16 protein-coding genes are annotated in these 17,140 nt (G+C 65.1%); 8 read left to right on the forward strand and 8 right to left on the reverse strand.

Features of this window, described 5'->3' with window-relative positions; all coding sequences use genetic code 11:
* The first annotated feature begins 39 nt into the window (after positions 1–39).
* Positions 40–1,122 carry a substrate-binding domain-containing protein gene (locus ACX80T_RS11115; RefSeq protein WP_024476892.1) on the forward strand — a complete coding sequence of 361 codons (1,083 nt, stop codon included), beginning with the start codon at positions 40–42 and terminating at the stop codon, positions 1,120–1,122.
* A 74-nt stretch (positions 1,123–1,196) separates the two neighbouring features.
* Positions 1,197–2,285, forward strand: coding sequence for a Gfo/Idh/MocA family protein (locus ACX80T_RS11120; protein ID WP_459304440.1), 1,089 nt, complete (start codon positions 1,197–1,199; stop codon positions 2,283–2,285).
* Positions 2,286–2,483: 198 nt separating this feature from the next.
* Here ACX80T_RS11120 and ACX80T_RS11125 read toward each other — a convergent pair whose 3' ends face one another.
* The 3 genes from ACX80T_RS11125 to purH all read right to left on the reverse strand — a co-directional run bounded on the left by ACX80T_RS11125 (position 2,484) and on the right by purH (position 6,050).
* Positions 2,484–3,716: an NADP-dependent isocitrate dehydrogenase gene (locus tag ACX80T_RS11125; RefSeq protein ID WP_019481971.1), complete on the reverse strand. Its 1,233-nt coding sequence runs from the start codon at positions 3,714–3,716 to the stop codon at positions 2,484–2,486.
* Positions 3,717–3,826: 110 nt separating this feature from the next.
* Complete coding sequence (locus ACX80T_RS11130; RefSeq protein ID WP_116778898.1) at positions 3,827–4,408, reverse strand: hypothetical protein; 582 nt, start codon at positions 4,406–4,408, stop codon at positions 3,827–3,829.
* 28 nt (positions 4,409–4,436) lie between these two features.
* A complete protein-coding gene (gene purH, locus ACX80T_RS11135) occupies positions 4,437–6,050 on the reverse strand; it encodes a bifunctional phosphoribosylaminoimidazolecarboxamide formyltransferase/IMP cyclohydrolase (protein ID WP_116778897.1) in 1,614 nt (537 codons plus the stop codon).
* A gap of 184 nt (positions 6,051–6,234) precedes the next feature.
* On the opposite strand from purH, the gene ACX80T_RS11140 reads away from it, so the two are divergent.
* The gene (locus ACX80T_RS11140; RefSeq protein ID WP_019481968.1) at positions 6,235–7,626 is read left to right on the forward strand and encodes an MFS transporter; all 1,392 of its coding nucleotides are present in this window, start codon (positions 6,235–6,237) and stop codon (positions 7,624–7,626) included.
* Here ACX80T_RS11140 and ACX80T_RS11145 read toward each other — a convergent pair.
* Positions 7,604–8,620: a magnesium and cobalt transport protein CorA gene (locus ACX80T_RS11145; protein WP_024476339.1), complete on the reverse strand. Its 1,017-nt coding sequence runs from the start codon at positions 8,618–8,620 to the stop codon at positions 7,604–7,606. The genes ACX80T_RS11140 and ACX80T_RS11145 overlap by 23 nt on opposite strands.
* Position 8,621: 1 nt before the next feature.
* A complete protein-coding gene (gene purN / locus ACX80T_RS11150) occupies positions 8,622–9,191 on the reverse strand; it encodes a phosphoribosylglycinamide formyltransferase (RefSeq protein ID WP_024476340.1) in 570 nt (189 codons plus the stop codon).
* Between the two features lie 39 nt (positions 9,192–9,230).
* Here purN and ACX80T_RS11155 point away from each other — a divergent pair, with 39 nt between their 5' ends.
* The gene (locus ACX80T_RS11155; RefSeq protein ID WP_024476341.1) at positions 9,231–9,659 is read left to right on the forward strand and encodes a hypothetical protein; all 429 of its coding nucleotides are present in this window, start codon (positions 9,231–9,233) and stop codon (positions 9,657–9,659) included.
* A gap of 331 nt (positions 9,660–9,990) precedes the next feature.
* Here ACX80T_RS11155 and ACX80T_RS11160 read toward each other — a convergent pair whose 3' ends face one another.
* Entirely contained in the window at positions 9,991–11,277 is a 1,287-nt protein-coding gene (locus tag ACX80T_RS11160; RefSeq protein ID WP_024476630.1) for a cell division protein PerM, read from the reverse strand.
* Between the two features lie 84 nt (positions 11,278–11,361).
* On the reverse strand, positions 11,362–12,114 hold the full coding sequence (locus ACX80T_RS11165) for a sulfite exporter TauE/SafE family protein (protein ID WP_459304442.1): 753 nt from the start codon (positions 12,112–12,114) through the stop codon (positions 11,362–11,364).
* 78 nt (positions 12,115–12,192) lie between these two features.
* Here ACX80T_RS11165 and ACX80T_RS11170 point away from each other — a divergent pair, with 78 nt between their 5' ends.
* The gene (locus tag ACX80T_RS11170) at positions 12,193–12,822 is read left to right on the forward strand and encodes a DUF1684 domain-containing protein (RefSeq protein WP_116778239.1); all 630 of its coding nucleotides are present in this window, start codon (positions 12,193–12,195) and stop codon (positions 12,820–12,822) included.
* Positions 12,823–12,850: 28 nt separating this feature from the next.
* Positions 12,851–14,500, forward strand: coding sequence for a stealth family protein (locus ACX80T_RS11175; protein WP_019481960.1), 1,650 nt, complete (start codon positions 12,851–12,853; stop codon positions 14,498–14,500).
* An 88-nt stretch (positions 14,501–14,588) separates the two neighbouring features.
* Here ACX80T_RS11175 and ACX80T_RS11180 read toward each other — a convergent pair whose 3' ends face one another.
* Positions 14,589–15,500: a phosphodiesterase gene (locus tag ACX80T_RS11180; RefSeq protein WP_116778238.1), complete on the reverse strand. Its 912-nt coding sequence runs from the start codon at positions 15,498–15,500 to the stop codon at positions 14,589–14,591.
* Between the two features lie 319 nt (positions 15,501–15,819).
* Between ACX80T_RS11180 and ACX80T_RS11185 the strand changes: the two genes are divergently transcribed.
* Entirely contained in the window at positions 15,820–15,996 is a 177-nt protein-coding gene (locus ACX80T_RS11185; RefSeq protein ID WP_019481958.1) for a DUF1059 domain-containing protein, read from the forward strand.
* Positions 15,996–17,138, forward strand: a complete 1,143-nt coding sequence (locus ACX80T_RS11190; protein ID WP_024476636.1) for an EAL domain-containing protein — start codon at positions 15,996–15,998, stop codon at positions 17,136–17,138. Before ACX80T_RS11185 ends, ACX80T_RS11190 begins: the two co-directional genes overlap by 1 nt.
* Positions 17,139–17,140 lie beyond the last annotated feature (2 nt).

Consider the following 17,140-nt stretch of genomic DNA (forward strand, 5'->3'; position numbering starts at 1 on the left):
CTTCAGCAGTAAGTTATTGAGTCCACTAAAGGAGCAACAATGCGTAAGTACGCAAAATCACTAGCGGCAATCGCCGCAATTTCGGCGCTGGCCATCTCTGGTTGCGGTCGCGACGCCGGGACCGAAACCGAGGGTGAGGGAGGATTCGAGGACGGTGCAGCGATCGGCGTCGCCCTGCCCCAGAAGACTTCAGAGAACTGGGTTCTGGCTGAGGGCTTGTTCAACGACGGCCTGACCGAAGCCGGTTATGAACCCGACGTTCAGTTCGCCAACGGTGGCGTCTCCGAGCAGCAGAACCAGATCAGCTCGATGATCACCAACGGCGTCGAGGTGCTGATTGTCGGCGCCATTGACGGCGCTCAGCTGGGAACCCAGCTGGCCCAGGCCAAGGAAGCCGGCATCACCGTCATCGCGTATGACCGTCTGCTGACGAACACGGAAGACGTTGACTACTACGTGGCCTACGACAACTTCCAGGTGGGCGAGCTGCAGGGCCAGGCATTGCTCGACGGAATGGCTGAGCGCGGCGAAGGTCCCTACAACATTGAACTGTTCGCTGGTTCACCCGATGATGCCAACGCTCAGGTCTTCTTCGACGGTGCGATGAGCATCCTCGAGCCAGAGATCGAGTCCGGCAACGTCGTCGTCGCCTCCGGCCAGACCGAGTTCAACCAGGCTGTCACCCAGGGCTGGGAAGCCGGCAACGCGCAGACCCGCATGGATACCCTCCTGACCGGCACCTACGGTTCCGAGGAACTGCACGGCGTCCTCTCCCCCAACGACACCCTGGCCCGCGCCATCCTGACCTCGGTCCAGGCCAGCGGCAAGGAACTGCCCATCGTGACCGGGCAGGACTCCGAGGTTGAGTCGGTTCGCTCCATCATGGCCGGCGAGCAGTACTCCACCATCAACAAGGACACCCGCGCACTCGTCTCCCACGCCATTGAAATGGTTCAGGGGCTGGGCGCAGGCGAGGAACTCGAGATCAACGATCCCGACTCCTACGACAACGGCGTGAAGGTTGTTCCCGCGTACCTGCTCGAACCACAGATCGTCACCATGGAAAACGCTGCCGAAGCCTACGAGAACGATCCAACGCTCTCCGAGATCGTCAACGAGTAACCGATGTGATTGAAGTAGCCCGGCCCGGATGGGCCGGGCTACTTTTTTGTCCTCAGCCACGCAAAGATAGAACGATGAACCTCCACACACCTGCCCAGCAAATCCCCCGGCCACCCTGCGCCGCACCCGACGCCGCCGATCCGTTCGCAGCCACCGGCGAGCCACTACGCTGGGGCGTCGTCGCCACCGGCCGCATCGCCGGCAACGTCACCCAGGATCTTGCCGGGCTGGAGGACAGTGTTTTGCAGGCGGTCAGCTCCCGATCGCAGGAATCGGCCCGGGCCTTCGCTGAGGAGTTCGGTTTCGTGGCGAGCTATTACGACGCCGACGGCGAGACCGGGTACCAGCGGCTCTTCAACGACCCCGACGTCGACGTCGTCTACATCGCGACCCCCCACGCCCAGCACTACCAGGTGGCCAAGGCGGCCCTGGAATCAGGCAAGCACGTCCTTTGCGAGAAGGCCTTTACCGTCAACGCGCGGGAAGCCGCGGAGCTGATCGACCTGGCCCGGACCCGCAATCTTTTCCTGATGGAAGCCCTTTGGAGCCGTTTCCTCCCGAGCGTCAACCGGGCCTGGGAGATCATTCATTCCGGCGAGCTCGGTGAAATCCAGTGGGTACAAGCCGATCTGAGCTTCCCCTCCGACCACTCGCGCACCCACCGCCTGTGGGACCCGGCTGCTGGCGGCGGGGCGCTGCTTGACCTCACCGTCTATCCGTTGACCTGGGCCCTCGGCGCGCTGGGGTTCCCCGCCGCAGTGACCGCAACAGGGGCCCTGAACGACGACAACATCGACACCCAAAACGCGCTCACCCTCAGCTACGAAGGCGGCGGCCAGGCTCAGCTGACGTCGTCGCTCGTCTCCGCCGGCCCGGGCCAGGCTACCGTGTCGGGCTCGGCAGGCTGGTTGCGGACCGGGTCGGTGCTGCACAACCCGCGGGAGCTGACCATCCACCCCCATCAGGGCGAGCAACGGGTAGAGACCTTTGAGCAGGCCGGTCGTGGCTATGTCTACGAGCTGCGCGAAACCACCCGGTGCATCCAGCAGGGTCTGACCGAGTCACCCACCATGCCCTGGGCCGATACCCTCAACACGATGCGGCTCCTGGACGGGGTCAGGAACCAGCTGGGGCTGCGCTACGCCAACGACGACGGCGAGTAGCGGCCCGTAGCCGACACCCCGGGCACAGTCACGGGCACAGACACGGGCACAGACACGGGCACAGACACGGGCACAGACACGGGCACAGACACGGGCACAGACACGGGCACAGACACGGGCACGGGCACAGACACGGGCACAGACACGGAGAGACCCGGCGGAATTCCGCCGGGTCTCTCCGTGTCTGCTGAGCGGGTGCTAGCCCAGGCGTGCTTTCAGGTTGTCATCGAGGGTCGCAAGGAATTCCTCGGTGGTCTGGTATGCCTGGTCCGGTCCGACGAGGGCCGCGAGGTCCTTGGTCATGTGGCCGGCCTCGACGGTCTTGATGACCACGTCCTCGAGGGTTTCAGCGAAGGTGATGACCTCCGGGGTGTTATCCAACTTGCCGCGGTGCATCAGCCCGCGGGTCCACGCGAAGATCGACGCGATCGGGTTGGTGGAGGTGGGCTTGCCCTGCTGGTGCTGGCGGAAGTGACGGGTCACCGTGCCGTGGGCGGCTTCAGCCTCGACGGTCTTGCCGTCTGGGGTCATGAGCACCGAGGTCATCAGACCCAGCGAGCCGAAGCCCTGGGCGACGGTGTCGGACTGGACGTCGCCGTCGTAGTTCTTGCAGGCCCAGACATAGCCGCCTTCCCACTTCATGGCGGAAGCCACCATGTCGTCAATCAGGCGGTGCTCGTAGGTCAGGCCAGCCGCTTCGAACTGGTCCTTGAACTCGGCGTCGAAGACTTCCTGGAAGAGATCCTTGAACTGGCCGTCATAGGCCTTGAGGATGGTGTTCTTCGTCGACAGGTACACGGGGTACTGGCGCTGCAGGCCGTAGGCGAAGGACGCCCGGGCGAAGTCGCGGATGGACTCGTTGAAGTTGTACATGCCCATCGCCACGCCGCCCTCTTCAGGCATGGTGACGACGTCGAACTTCATTGGCTCGGAGCCGTCAGCGGGCTCGAACATCATGGTGACCTTGCCGGGGCCCGGCACCTTGAAGTTGGTGGACTTGTACTGGTCACCGTGCGCGTGGCGGCCGATGATGATGGGCTTGTTCCAGCCCGGCACCAGGCGCGGGATGTTGGAGATGATGATGGGTTCGCGGAAGACGACGCCGCCGAGAATGTTGCGGATGGTGCCGTTGGGCGAAACCCACATCTTCTTCAGGCCGAATTCTTCGACGCGGGCCTCATCAGGGGTGATGGTGGCACATTTGACGCCGACGCCGTGCTCTTTGATGGCGTTTGCGGCGTCAATGGTGACCTGGTCATCGGTCGCGTCGCGGTTCTGGATGGAGAGGTCGTAGTACTTGAGGTCGATATCCAGGTAGGGGTTGATCAGGCGGTCCTTGATGAACTGCCAGATAATCCGGGTCATCTCGTCGCCGTCGAGTTCGACAACCGAACCCTGTACCTTGATTTTTGTTGCAGGCGCGTCAGCCACACGGTCTCCTTGTGGTGGTGGGCCGGCAGCCGTTGTGATGGACGCAGCACGGCCCGTGATTTGTACTGGTTTTATCCTGCTCAACTATGCCACAGGCCACTATTGGTGCCCTAAATGGGCTCACCGGGAAGGTGCCCTTCGGTGGGCGCAATGTTTCCCCAACGGTCCATCATGGACCCGGGCGGAATGGGTTTACCCCACCGGTCGGTGGCCGGGGCGGGCCGCAGTCCGCGGGTGTCGGGCGCCGAATTGTGGCCGGGTGCCTGCCCGGCAGTGGGGTACGAAGCCGCCTGGCCCCGCCTGATGGTCGGCTGACGTGCCCCCATCGTCCCCTGCCGGGTCACCCCGGCGGTGCCGGGGCCGCTCAGCCCGGGCACCTTCGGCGCCCAGGCCGGTAACTGGGCCTGGCGCAGGTCCTTCAGGTTGGGGTGGCGTGCCGGGTCCACGCCAGCGTCCACCTTCTTCCGGTGCCGGTCGGCTGCCCGGAAGTTCCTGACCGCAAACAGGCCGGCAATGACCCACAGGAACAGCCCCGGGGAGGCTCCGAAGAACAGCGTGACGACGGCGAGCAGCGATAACGCAAGACCGAGGAAGGCCGAGATCATCCGGGTTCCCGGGGCGATTGCAGGGGCGAAGGCCGACCCAGCCAGTGCCATCCCCGCCGCGAGGGTAAGAATCGATCCGACCTCCATGCGCCTTGCCCTGTCTCTGTGGGGCCGGCTAGTGGAAGAAGTGCCTGGTGCCCGTGAAGTACATGGTAATCCCCGCGGCGGTTGCTGCGTCCACTACTTCCTGGTCCCGTACTGATCCGCCCGGCTGCACTACCGCGCGGACCCCGGCGTCGAGCAGGATTTGGAGGCCATCGGCGAAGGGGAAGAACGCGTCCGACGCCGCTACGGCGCCACGGGCCCGGTCGACGCCGTCACCGGCCAGGGTGTTGGCCCGCTCGACCGCGAGCTTGCAGGAATCAACCCGATTCACCTGCCCCATGCCCACTCCCACGGCTGCCCCGCCGTCGGCGAGGAGGATGGCATTGGACTTGGCGGCACGGCACGCGGTCCAGGCGAAGGCGAGGTCGGCGAGGGTGCGTTCGTCGGCTGCCGGCCCGGCGGCGAGGGTCCACGTGTTGGGGGCATCGCCGTCGGCCTTGACCGTGTCGGTCAACTGCACCAGCACTCCTCCTGAGACCTGCCTGAGCTCGGCCGGATCACGCCGGTAGCCTTCCGGCAGGGTCAGCAGGCGGATGTTTTTCTTGGCAGAGAGAATGGTCACCGCTTCGGGCTCGAAGTCGGGGGCGATCACCACTTCGGTGAAGACGTCCTTCACCGCGGCGGCCATGGCTGCCGTGACCGTCCGGTTCGCGGCAATGACCCCGCCGAACGCCGATACCGGGTCGCACGCGTGTGCCTTGGAGTACGCGTCCGCGATGGGGTCGGCCGCGTCCACCGCACCGACCGCCACACCACAAGGGTTGGCGTGCTTGATGATGGCGACAGCTGGCTGGTCAAAGTCGAATGCGGCACGCAGGGCGGCGTCGGCGTCGACGTAGTTGTTGTAGCTCATGGCCTTGCCGTGCAGCTGGTCGGCCTGGGCGATGCCCGGAGTGGCGCCCTTCTCCACATACAGGGCGGCGTCCTGGTGCGGATTTTCGCCGTACCGGAGGACCTCCGACCTTTCCAGGGCCAGGCCCGCGTACGCGGGCCAGGTGTCGCCGTCGTCGGTTCCGTCACCGAACTGGGCCGCCGTCCACGCCGCTACCGCGTTGTCATAGGCGGCGGTGTGCGAGAACGCGAGCGCAGCCAACCGGCGTCGTGCGCTGAGGTCGAACCCGCCGGCGTCGGCGGCAGCCACCACGTCGCCGTACCGTGCCGGATCCACGACGATCGCCACCGATGGGTGATTTTTTGCGGCGGAGCGGACCATTGCTGGGCCGCCAATGTCGATCTGCTCGACGACGTCGTCCTCGGCCGCGCCGGACCTCACCGTGTCGACGAAGGGGTACAAGTTCACGACCACCAGGTCGAAAGGTTCCACCTCAAGCTCGCGGAGCTGCTCGACGTGGTCATCGCGGCGCCGGTCGGCGAGGATTCCCGCATGTACACGGGGGTGGAGTGTCTTGACCCTGCCGTCGAGGCATTCCTGGAAACCGGTGAGCTCAGAAACTTCCGTGACGGGGACGCCAGCCGCGGCAATGCGCTTCGCAGTGGACCCGGTGGAGACGATACTGACGCCGGCGCGGTGCAGGCCCGTGGCCAGTTCCTCCAGCCCCGTCTTGTCGTACACCGAGATCAGGGCCCGGCGGATGGGAACTTGGTCAAGATGGTTCAAAGTCACGCGGTGGCTCCAGGATTTTTGCTGCGGGTGGGATCGACTTCATTCTAAGTCACGGGGCGCTGCGGGCCGCCTCTCCCTGCGAGTCGGCACAAATAGCCGGAATTTCTCGGAAAATCTGTCCTATGTGTTGACTCGACGCAGGGGGGTTTCTGGTGAAGGGAGGCTCCGACGGTACAGTTTCCCCGTGAGCACCGAAACTGAACTACCCACCGGAGACCAGGTGGTGCAGGAACTGCCGTGGCGCTGGAGAGTACAGGGGAAGATTTTCCTCATCGGCGGCCTCGGCTTCATGTTCGACGCGTGGGATGTCACCCTGAACGGGTACCTCATCCCGTTGCTGTCGGACCACTGGGACCTGGCGCCCGGCGAAGCCGCCTGGGTGGCCACCTCCAACCTCATCGGCATGGCCATCGGCGCGTTCGCCTGGGGGTCCATTGCGGACATCATCGGCCGGAAACGCGCGTTCACTCTCACCCTGCTGATCTTCTCCATCTTCACCGTCCTGGGCGCGTTCTCCCCCGACTTCATCTGGTTTTGTGTGTTCAGGTTCATGGCCGGGGTCGGGTTAGGCGGCTGCATCCCGGTGGACTACGCTCTCGTCGGCGAGTTCACCCCCCGTAAACACCGCGGTCGGGTACTGACCGCCATGGATGCCTGGTGGCCCATCGGGGCCGCACTGTGCGGGGTGGTCTCAGCGCTCCTGATGACTGCCTTCGGTGATTGGCGGTACCTGATGCTCGTGATGGTGCTGCCTGCCCTGCTGGTGTTCTGGGTGCGCCGGTCGGTACCCGAGTCCCCGCTCTTCCTGGTCCAGAAGGGCCGCCAGGCTGAGGCTGAAGCGGTGATCAACGACCTGGTGGAACGCACCGGCGCCACTCCAACCCCCTGGCGGCTACCCTCCCCCGCAGAAACACCGAAGCTGTCCATCGGTTCGGTCTCCGGCCAGCTCACCGCCCTGTGGCGATTCGACTGGCGAATCACCCTCGCCGCCTGGGGACTGTTCCTGAGCATCCTTCTGGTCTATTACGGGGCACTGACCTGGATGCCACAGATTCTGGTGCAGGCGGGCTACGAACAGTCGGTTGCTTTCCTCACCACCGCCGGAATGACAGCGGTGGGGTTCTTCGGCGTCGTCGCCGCTGCGTTGCTGGTGGAACGGGTCGGACGGAAGTGGATCCTCGCCGTGTCAGGTCCGCTGTCCGCCGTCGCGCTGGTGATTTTCGCGCTCACCGTCGAACTCCCCGCCGTCGCCACCGCCTGGCTGCTGCTGTTCGGGTTCCTGATCCAGGTCGCCATCCCGGTGCTCTACACCTATGTGTCGGAGCTGTACCCCACCGAGCTGCGCGCCTCAGGGTTCGGCTGGGCGTCCACCGTGTCCCGGGTAGGAGCCGGCCTGGTGCCACTAATCTTCGGCTCGCTGCTCTGGCCGGTCCTCGGGCTGCCGCTTACCTTCGCGGCGACCGGCCTGCTCGTGCTGCTGGCGGTGCTGTGGATGGCACGCAACGCCCCGGAAACCCGCGGCGTTGCACTCAACAAGGTGAAGCCGGCAGGCGCTACAACCAGCGATTCCGCTTAAACGCCAGATACAGCGCCACGCCGGTGGCGACCATGAGCACCAGGGCAAACGGGTAGCCGAACGCCCACTGCAGTTCGGGAATGAAATCGAAGTTCATTCCGTAAATCGCGGCGACCAGGGTGGGCGCGAAGAGGATCGCAGCCCAGGAGGAGATCCGCTTGACTTCCTCGTTCTGCCTCAGGGACGTCTCCGTCAACCGGGTCATTTCCTCATTCTGACGTTGCGCCACCAGTGTCGAGTGAACGGTGAGGGCATTCTGCAGCAGGGTACGGAACGTGTTGACCTGTTCGACCAGCCGGATCACATGGTCAAGGACGTCGCCCAGCCGGCGGCTGATCTCCGGGTCCAGATGATATTTCTCTGATCCGCGCTCCAGGTTCTCCACCATGAACTGCAGTGGTTGGGTGGCACGCTGAAACTCGATCACCTCGCGGTGCAGGTCGTAGATGCGACGGGAGACACCAGGCTCACCGCCGAAGAGTTCGTTCTCAATTTCGTCGATGTCGTTCTCAAGTCCGTTCACCACGGGCTCATACTCGTCGACGACCTCGTCCAGGATCGCGTACAGCACGGCTGACGGCCCCATTTTCAGCAGCTCGGGTGTCTCCTCCAGCCGCCGCCGGACCCGGCCCAGATCCGGCGACTCGGCGTGCCGCACGGTCACCACAAAGTCGGCACCGACAAATACATGAAGCTCGCCGAATTCGACCTTCTCCTCGGCGTCGAGGTAGCGGGCCGGGCGCAGCACCACAAACAAGGTGGATCCGTAGCGTTCCAGCTTGGACCGCTGATGACCCTCCATCGCGTCTTCGACCGCAAGGTGGTGGAGGGAAAATTCGTCGGCGACGGCGGCGAGCTCGTCGTCGTCGGGCCGGTACAGACCGATCCACGCCATTCCGCCGAGGGATCGCATGAACTCGAAGGTTTCAGCCAGCGACACCGGGTCTGTTTGCCGTTTACCCTCCAGGTAGACAGCGTTGTCGACGATGGCCATCTCAGCGATCGTCCAGCGCGAGCTGACGGAGGGTCTCAATGAGAAGCGCCCGCTCCTTCACCTTGATGCGTTCGTGGAGGGTGTCCTCGGTGTCGTCGTCGAGCACCTCGACGGCGGCCTGCGCGAGGATCGGGCCGGTGTCGACGCCGGCGTCGGCGATCATCACCGTACAGCCGGTCACCTTCACCCCGTAGCCCAACGCGTCCCGGACACCGTGGGCGCCGGGGAAGCTCGGCAGCAGGGCCGGGTGGGTGTTGAGGTAGCGGTTGGGGAACGCATCGAGGAAACCCTGGTCGACGATCCGCATGAATCCCGAGGACACCACGTAGTCCGGGGAGTAGGAGGCGACCTTCTCGGTCAGGGCCGCGTTCCAGTCGGCACGCTGGTCGAAGGACTTGAAGTCCACCACGAACCCGTCGATGCCCGCTGCTGTTGACCGCTCCACCCCGTAGGTGCCGTGCCGGTCGGCGCCGACGGCCGCGATGGTGAGGTCGAGGGAGCCGGTGCTGACGGCATCGATGACCGCCTGAAGGTTGGATCCGGTACCGGAAACCAGGACTACGATGCGCATGGGTCAACCATAGGCTGCGCTCTACCCTAGGGTTAAACCATGACCGACAGCCCCCGCCCCGCCAAGCCAGCTCCGCCCGCTGCTGGGTCACCCGAGGAAAAAGAGCTGGCCCGGACGAGAAGCTACTTCAGATGGTTTCTGCTGGCGATGCTGGGCGCGGTCCTCACCGCGACCCTCCCCCTGCCGTGGAAGGTCTTCGGGCTGGTCTTCGGGCTGGCGGCCCTGGTGCTCGGGATCTTCGCCCTGGTGCGGGCGGTGCGGGACAAACTTCCCGGGACGCTCCGCGTCACCACGGTGATCGGATTGGCGGCGACGACGTTCCTGGTCCTCGGGACCGGCGCCCAGGTTGCCTTCTGGCCGGTCACCGCCGAGTACGAGGAATGCATGAGCACCGCCCTGACCCACTCGGCACAAAGCGCGTGCCAGGACGAGCTCAGCAACCTGGGTGGCCTCCTCCCCGACTCCTGACCGGTCCTTGCGGGTCCCACTAGGCGGCACCGCCCTCGCCGGGGAACGGCGGGCCGGGGCCTTGCCTCGCCGGGGCCTTGCCTCGCCGGGGCCTTGCCTCGCCGGGCCACGCCGGGGCACCGCCCTCGCCTGGGCACCGCCGGGGCACCGCCGGCCGCAGAAAAGTGGCAGCACCGCATCCGCGTGGTTGCGCCACCACTTAGTTGCGGGGCAGCCACTCTTTTGTGACGTAGTTGCGGGGCAGCCACTCTTTTGTGACGTAGTTGCGGGGCAGCCACTCTTTTGTGACGTAGTTGCGGGGCAGCCACTCTTTTGGGGGAAGTGACACCGGCTAGGCGCGCTTTTCACGCTCCAGCAACGGCCCCGCCGCGTAACCGATGACGACGCCGACAGCCACCTCCCCGGCAATCAACAGGCCCACCCACAGCGGGTTGGGGCCCAAATCCACTAGCCGGCCGAGGCCTAGCGACGCATGAGACACCCATGCGACCACCCCGGCTGCAACACCGGCGGTCAGTCCAATCAGGGCGGCGGCCGCCAGGGTCGACAGACTTGCCGTAAACCACCGCCTTGCCACCTTGATTTCCAGCCACTCGTCGAGGTGGTTCTCGCCTTCCCGGAAGAACCACCAGCCGGCCAGCAGCCCCGCCAGAACCGGGATGGCGAGAGCCGCCAGCCCGTATTCGAGGGTGCCGGGCGGCACAGCGCCGAGGACCGGGATGGCTGGCAGCGGTCCGGCGCTGGTCGTCAGCGGAGAAATGGCGCTGCCGGACCCCAGCGCAAACCCTGCACCGGAAGCCCAGGAAAGGGTCCACACCACCAGGTTGGGCAGGAAGCCGAGCTGGGCCAGAGTCAGGGCGCTCCCGCCGACAATCCCTGCATCGAGGCGCTGATAGACGGTCGCCATTTCTGCCCAGCGCAGCCCGAGGGTGACGGCCAGCAGTAACGCCGATAACCCCAGGGATACCACCAGCGCAAGGAATCCGGACCTCAGGCAGGCCCAGGCGTAGGATCCGGCCCACCGGGAGCTCTGGCTGGTTTTCGCCAGCCAGGCGGCGCGGTCGACGCCGATCAGGCGGCTCCACGCGCCCGCCTCGCGGTACGCGCCAATCACCAGCCCCAGCCCGGCCGACAACAGGGGAATCAGGGCGCCCGCAGCAAGCGGGACAGTCGCTTCAGCCGTAGCGCAGAGGTAGGCAACGCCACCCCCCACCAGCGCGTAAATCCCGAGGGCACCCAGGAGCGCCTGCCACAGCTGATCGGAGTAGGAGGCCCGCGCCAGACGCCGACCGGCCCGCCAGGCAAGCAGGAACGGGATCAGGGTCAGGCCCAACGGCACGATGGAGAGGATCCCGGTGGTTCCCACGCCGTCCGGATTGGCCGGTGCGAAAGTCACTTCGAGAGGCACTCCGTGGATGAGAAGCCACGCCTGGCCGCCCAACTGCAGCATTCCGGTAGGCGTCCGATCGGCGAATCCACCCGCCAGCCATACGGCGGCCAGGGGAACCAGGATCAACAGAGCGGAAATCACTGCTGCCTGGGCCAGCTCGAACACACCCTGCAGCCACAGGGGCATGGGCAGGGCACGCCGACCGGGCACACGGAGAGGAAGTTTCATCTCTTCAATGGTGCCACCGGCAGCTGCCTCGGAGGTTCAGCGACTCGGTGCCACGCCCCGGTTCAGCCGCACCAGGTCCGCGCCCTAGAGCAGGAGATCCAGCAATCCCTTGACCAGCGCAGCCGTGGCGCCGAAGAAAGCGATCACAATCACAAATAACCGGGCATGGTCGTCCTTGATGAACCGGGAGAGCTTCTCACCGGCGAAGATTCCGACGACGATCACAACGCCGATCGCCGACCACATCCACCATTGCAGCGCGGGGGCATCGGTGGGGTCGAGACTGAGCTTGACCGCGAGGGTGATGAGCCCGATCACCACGAAAAACGGCTGCAGAGTTGCCGCGAAAGGGCGTTGCGGCCAACGGGACAGCAGGGCGTAGGCGCTGACGGCGGGACCGCCCACACCAGCCATTGCATTGGTGAGGCCGGCGGTGAACCCCGCAACTGCCTTCGGCGCATTGCCGCGCACCACCACCGACGAGCGCTGCAACACCAGCGACACCGACAGCGCCACCAGGACAACGCCGCCAACCGTCACCGACAGCGGTGCCGATGGGAGCATCACCGCGGCAATCGAACCGGGAATCGAGCCGAAAACGGAGGGGATGACCATCCACCGGAACATGCTCCAGTCGATGTCCTTCCAGACCCTGCCGACAATCAGGGCAGAGGACACCACCCCGCAAATATTGACCAGCACCACTCCCTCATGCGGGCCCAGGATGATCACCAGGAACGGCGCGATGAGCAGGGCGAAACCCAGGCCGGCGATCCGCTGGGCAATTGCTCCGAGCAGGATGGAGAACAGAACGATGAAGAAGATACCGGTTGCCACAGATGACACAGTACGCCTGGGCAACTGTATTTGGAGTTTCCATGACGGCCGCCCGACGTCGACCGCTAGGCTGGTGAAATGCCTACAGCTACTACGGCCCTGCACATTGCTGACTGGCGTCAGCAGGTATTCGAGCTCTACGGGCAGGTGCGCGAGAGCGCGCAGGCCGGTTCGCCGTCGTCCGCGCATGACCTGTGGCGCGCGGGCCGGGACAAGCTGTTCGCCAGCCATCCCGCCTCCCCGCTCGACGCGACGGCTGTGGCCGCCTTCGACGGTCTCGCGGTGGCCCCGTACCAGCCGGAGTACCGGTTCGAGGCAGTGATCGACGACGACGGCGTGGGCGAGGAAATGGACGTCCCCACCGGCACGGACGGTACGGTGACCTTCCATCGGCTGGGCACGGTGGGGCTCGACGGCGTCGGACGCCTGGCGCTATGGCGGCTCGCGTCGTACGGCGGCGGGCTGTTCCTGCCGTTGCGCGACGGGTCTGCTGGCACGGCCGGCGGGACCTACGGCGGTGGCCGCTACGTGCTGGACACGGTGAAGGGTGCACACCTTGGCGTTGTCGGCGAACGGCTGATCATCGACCTGAACTTCGCCTACAACCCGTCGTGCGCCTATGACGAGGCGTGGGCCTGCCCGCTGCCGGGTATCGACAACCGGGTGGACACCGAGCTGCGTGTCGGGGAACTGTACTCCACCTACTAGAGGTCCAGCCAGACAAGTCTGCCCGGTCGTGGGCAGGCTTTATCATGGAGCTAAGACACCTGACAACCCTCTGGAGGCTCACATTACGGACACTGCCGCCCAACACGATATCTACTTCGGCGCGCCGGAGCCGGTCAATGAGGCCGAAGTCCTTGAGTCCGCGTCGCGCGACGCCGTCGCACGATTCAACGACCGCACCGACATCACCACCGTCAAGCGCCGGTTCACGCTGATCAACCAGAACACCACGCCGCACCAGGCCATGGTCGAGGATCTGTTGTTCATCCGCGCCGCGCTTGAGGACGCCGACATCGAGTACCTGTTGGTGCGCGGAAATGACGAGCGCCCGGTCATCGCCATCGATCTCAAGTTCCGTGAACGCCTCCGGGAGGCCCTGGTCACCGCCTGCAAGAACGAGCCGTTCTACTCGCGCACCGTCGACACGAAGCGCCGGACCACCCTGCTGGTCACCGATGGCTCCCTCTCCCACAGCGGCAAAGCGCGGATCTTCCGGCTGTTCCGCCCTCGGATTGAACCGATCGGCGGCCTGTCCTTCGGCCCCTCGGCCGGTGTGCAGATTGAACTCTGGAAGCTCGACGGCGACACCATCGAACTGCCGGTCGAGAATTCATTGACCCGCCGGACCCTCCCCTCCTCCGAGGTGGTCCGCGGCTCAGTCGAGCGACACGGCCTGATGTGGCCCACCATCGACAACATGTTCGCGGACCATGCGACGGATATCGACTTCGAAATCGATCTGGTCTTCTCCTGGGTGGACGGTAGTTCGCCCGAATACCAGGCAGCCAGGGCGGCCCGGATGAAGGACGCAGTGGTGGGCGAAGGCGACGACCATGAGGCCAGGTTCCGCCAGATCAATGAACTCAAATATGCCCTGCGATCGGTCTACATGTTCGCGCCGTGGGTTCGGCGGATCTTCATCGCCACCGATTCGGAGTGCCCCGAGTGGCTCGCCGATCACCCCTCGGTCACGCTGGTCCGCTCGGAGGAACACTTCAGGGACACGTCGGTGCTCCCCACCCACAACTCGCAGGCGGTCGAGAGCCAGCTGCAGCACATTCCGGGTTTGTCGGAGCACTTCCTCTATTCGAACGACGACATGTTCTTCGGCCGTCCGGTATCTCCCGAGATGTTCTTCTCCCCCGGCGGGATTACCAAGTTCATCCAGGCTGACACCCGCATTGGGTTGGGGGACAACGACGCCGAACGGAGCGGCTTCGAAAACGCCGCGCGGGTCAACCGGAGGCTACTGCACGACCGGTTCGGCCGGATCACCACCCGACACCTTGAGCATACGGCTGCACCCTTGCGCCGCAGCGTCCTGCTGGAAATGGAAGAGGTGTTCGCAGCCGAGTTCTCCGCGACCGCAGCCTCACGGTTCCGTGCCAAGGACAACATTTCGGTCACCAACTCGCTGTACCACTACTACGCGTTGCTGACCGGCCGGGCCGTCACCCAGGAATCCGCCAAGGTGGCCTACATTGACACCACCATGCGGTCGGGGCTGCGCAGCCTGAACAAACTGCTGGATAAACGGCATACGGACTTCTTCTGCCTCAATGACGGGAGCTTCCCCGAGGTTCCCGCGGAGGAGCGAGCACACCTGGTCACCGACTTCCTGGAGAAGTATTTCCCCCTCAAGGCGCCCTGGGAAAAGTAGGTACCGCGAGGTGTAGGGCCGGAGCGAGGTGGGGATCGAGCTGAGAAGGGTTCAGGCGATACCCGACCGTCCGCCAGCGAGCCGGTGCCTAGGCCCCGGTGAGCTGGCGCTGAGGTGTCGCGGCGGCGATGCGTACCCCGGCGGCGTCGAGCCGGCGGCGTGTTTCCACGAGAGGCACGGTTTCCCCGACGGGCCGGTAGGCACCGATCGGGACCACCGAGTGGACGATCGTGTCGTCGTACACGTGCACCAGGTTGTAGGCCTGGGCGCCGTCCTGCCCGCGGGTGCCGCCGCCGTCGTACCCCAGATCCTGGGTGTAGCAGGTGGCCGAGGCCACCGACACCGGCACCCCGGCAAAGGTGGCGGTGGTCGAGTAGTGCAGATGCCCGGCCAGGATGCCGCGCACATCGGTGCCGCGGACGACGTCGGCCAGCTGGCGTTGGCCACGGAGTTCCACCAGGACCGATAGGTCCTGTACACACGGAATCGGAGGGTGGTGCAGGGCGAGCAGGGTGCCGTTGGGCGCCGGGGTCAAAAGCTCGTTGGCGAGCCACACCAGCTGCTCGTGGCTGAATTCGCCGTGGTGGTGGCCGGGGACCGTCGAGTCCAGGGTGATGATGCGCAACCCGTTGATGAGGTAGCTACGGTCGATTGGCGCTGTGTCTGGTGCCTGGTCGAGCAGACCGACCCTGAAGTTGGCCCGATCATCATGGTTGCCCATGGCCCAGATTACCTCCGCGCCAAGTTTGGCCGCAGCCGGTTCAACAATGGCGCGGAGCTTCGCGTAGGCATTGGCTTCACCCTTGTCGGCCAGGTCCCCGGTGAAGACCAACGCCTCGGGTCGGGCGCCAGAGGCCTCGAGTTCGGAGAAGATCTGACGTAACCGGGCTTCGCTATCCACCGCCCCGTACAGTGGCCCGGGCCCGCCGAGCAGGTGAGTGTCGCTGAGGTGGAGGATAAACTGCTGCGGCCGAGGATGTTCGGCCGTCCGGTAATTCATGGTGACCTTCTAGGTAGCTGGCGGTAACCGTTTACAACCTAATTGACCTCCATCAAAGCAGAGATCAAGCCAATAGCGGGTGAACACAGCCCGGCAAGTCGGATAACGCTACGGACCTCGTCCGGGACCCTGGAGAGACTCAACGCACTGGCAGCACTTACACAGCTTGTTGAACGACCGATAGTCATGGCTGGTTCAAGTATTCAAATGAGCCGGTACTGGGGCAATCTTCCTGGACCGCCGGGGCGAATAACACTTGAAGCCAACACGTCCAGCAAGGTAATTCCCCGCCAACGAAGGCGGAGCACAAGGAGATTCGATGAAATCGTTTGCATGTGGTGATGTGGTCCCCGGTTGCGAGGCCAAATGGGTGTGCAGCACCGACGACGAGATCCTGGCCCAGGTTGGCGCCCACGCGGCTGCAGTGCACGGTCTGACCACGGTGCCAGACAGCCTGGTTCAGTCTGTCCGCGGTGCCATCCAGCCGGTTAGTTGATGCCCGCAGCTAGCCCCTCCCAGGCCGGCAGCAGTGACGCGCCGGATTGGGAGGCGCTGCTGGCGCGTGCCTGCCGGGGCGAGGGACTGGCCGCGGCGTACCAACCCATCATCGACACCGCCCGCGGCATCGTTGTTGGCTACGAAGCCCTGGCACGTTTCCCGGGCTTCGGCGAGAAGAATCCCGAGGTCTGGTTCGCGGCCGCACGGCGACACGGCCGGGCCGCCGACCTCGAATCGGCCGCGCTCCGGGTTGCGCTCCAGGCCCGTCACAGTCTGCCAGCGAACTGTTTCCTCACCCTCAATGTTTCCCCAGAGCTGCTCACCTCCGAGAGCATCCGCAGCGTGTGGCGGGAGGAGGGGAACCTGGGCGGGCTGATTGTCGAGTTGACCGAGCAGACTCCCATCGAGTCCTACCTCGAGCTTGAGCCCGATCTGCACCAGTTGCGTGCCGCGGGCGCCCAAATCGCCGTCGACGACGCCGGCGCTGGCTATGCCGGCCTGCGGCATCTGCTGCAGTTGCGCCCCGCAATGATCAAAATTGACCGGGAGCTGATCCAGGACGTTGACCGTGACGAGGCAAAACGGGCCCTGATCGAGATGCTGGGGATTTTCGCCAGCCGGGTGGACGCCTGGATTCTTGCGGAGGGCGTGGAACGTTCAGAAGAACTGGATACCCTGGTCAGTCTCGGCGTCCCCCTGGTGCAGGGCTATTTGCTGGCCCGGCCGGGACCACCGTGGGCCGGACTCGACTTCGAGCTGGCGCATCGTCTCGCCGCCCGGCAGGTGGCGGATACGAAGACGGTGCTGCGCGACGTCGTTGAGCCCGCCCCCGCCGTGCTGAGCATGGCCCAGGCAATCGAGGTTTTCACCGCCGATCCCGGGCTGGCTGCGGCGGTGCTGATTGATGCTGATCTGCGGCCAGTTTCGCTGCTCACGCCCGATGCCGCAGCGCTGGGAGTTGTCAGTCAAGGACTGCGGGCGAATCTTGACACTCCCCTGGCTGCGGCCCTCGACCGGTCGGTCACCCGCGAACCTGCCCACCGGTTCGAACCAATCCTTGTCACCGACAACGCTGGCCGGTTTTCTGGGATCGCCCGCCTGGAACGGATGATCACCGCCCTCACAGCGAGCGAGCCCTAGCG

The sequence above is a fragment of the Arthrobacter sp. Sr33 genome (genome assembly GCF_054511195.1).